Source organism: Oleiphilus sp. HI0061 (genome assembly GCF_001635675.1).
The window spans coordinates 1-1,065 of record NZ_LWFE01001507.1; the positions used below are offsets into that span (position 1 = coordinate 1).

Consider the following 1,065-nt stretch of genomic DNA (forward strand, 5'->3'; position numbering starts at 1 on the left):
CGTAAGCGATAACGCCCATGCCAAAAATGATAAAAATCCAAGGTCCATACCAGAGCATTAAGGTTTCACTACTAACTTTTGGCTTATAGGTGACGAAATCTCCAAAGCGATCAATCATAAATTGAACAACTTCTTCAGGACTACTCCCTTCTTCAAGTAAACGGTGAACCTCTTTGCGCATGTCGGCAGCAATTGGGGCGTTAGAGTCAGCGATATCTTGATTTTGACATTTTGGGCAACGGAGCTCCTTAGTCAACTCAAGGTAATTCATGCGCCTTTCTTCATCAGAAAACTGATAAACGTCTATATTTGCGCTAATAGGAAGCGAAAAGAAAGTTGTAAGGGAAAACAGCAAAATTAATCTGCTTGTGAGCTCGTTCATAGCACCACCTTTCCTTCGAGTTTGTCGATCAAAGGCTTAAGCGTCGAGTGCCAGACTTTGTCATCAACGACACCAACATGGCGATGCCTGACATATCCGTGCTGATCGATAATGTATGTCTCTGGAGCACCGTAAACACCTAGATCAAATCCAAGCTTTCCCTCAGGGTCGTAAATGTTGAATGTATAAGGGTTGCCTAGTTTTGCAAGCCAAACCTGAGCAGCATCACGCTCATCCTTGTAATTTAATCCAGCGATTTTGACGCCCTGCTCTGACAGAGTGTTTAGATAGGGGTGCTCAACTCGACACGATGGGCACCAGGTTGCCCAGACATTTAAGAGCATTACCTCACCGCTGAATACTGAGTTATTGAGCTGCTTATTTTGGTCTGACAAAGAACTCAGCTGAAACTTCGGTACTGGGTCGTTTAGCCGTGCCGTTTCTAGTTTGGTAGGATCCTTACCGATAGCGGTATATAGTATGAGCCCAAGAGCAATAGTAAGAACGAGAGGTGTGAAAAGGACGATTCTTTTGTTCATACCAGGCCTCCATTTTTATTGTCTACGAGTTTTGACTTTAAGCGATAACGACGATCACTTATCGCAAACAATCCACCTAGCGCCATAAAAATAGTGCCAAGCCAAATCCATCTAACGAAGGGTTTTATTTGAATACGAACTGCC

3 protein-coding genes are annotated in these 1,065 nt (G+C 43.6%); all 3 read right to left on the bottom strand.

What is annotated here, in order from left to right; translation table 11 throughout:
* The coding region (locus A3735_RS23460; protein ID WP_068638769.1) for a cytochrome c-type biogenesis protein at positions 1-382 on the bottom strand (382 nt) is incomplete at its 3' end.
* Positions 379-921, bottom strand: a complete 543-nt coding sequence (locus tag A3735_RS23465; protein ID WP_068510742.1) for a DsbE family thiol:disulfide interchange protein — start codon at positions 919-921, stop codon at positions 379-381. The genes A3735_RS23460 and A3735_RS23465, both read right to left, overlap by 4 nt.
* The gene (locus A3735_RS32320) at positions 918-1,055 is read right to left on the bottom strand and encodes a cytochrome c-type biogenesis CcmF C-terminal domain-containing protein (protein ID WP_082880396.1); all 138 of its coding nucleotides are present in this window, start codon (positions 1,053-1,055) and stop codon (positions 918-920) included. Before A3735_RS32320 ends, A3735_RS23465 begins: the two co-directional genes overlap by 4 nt.
* Positions 1,056-1,065: the final 10 nt, after the last annotated feature.

Excerpts from the sequence above, each read along its gene's own strand:
- A3735_RS23465 (WP_068510742.1), bottom strand. The coding sequence starts at position 921 with ATGAACAAAAGAATCGTCCTTTTCACACCTCTCGTTCTTACTATTGCT.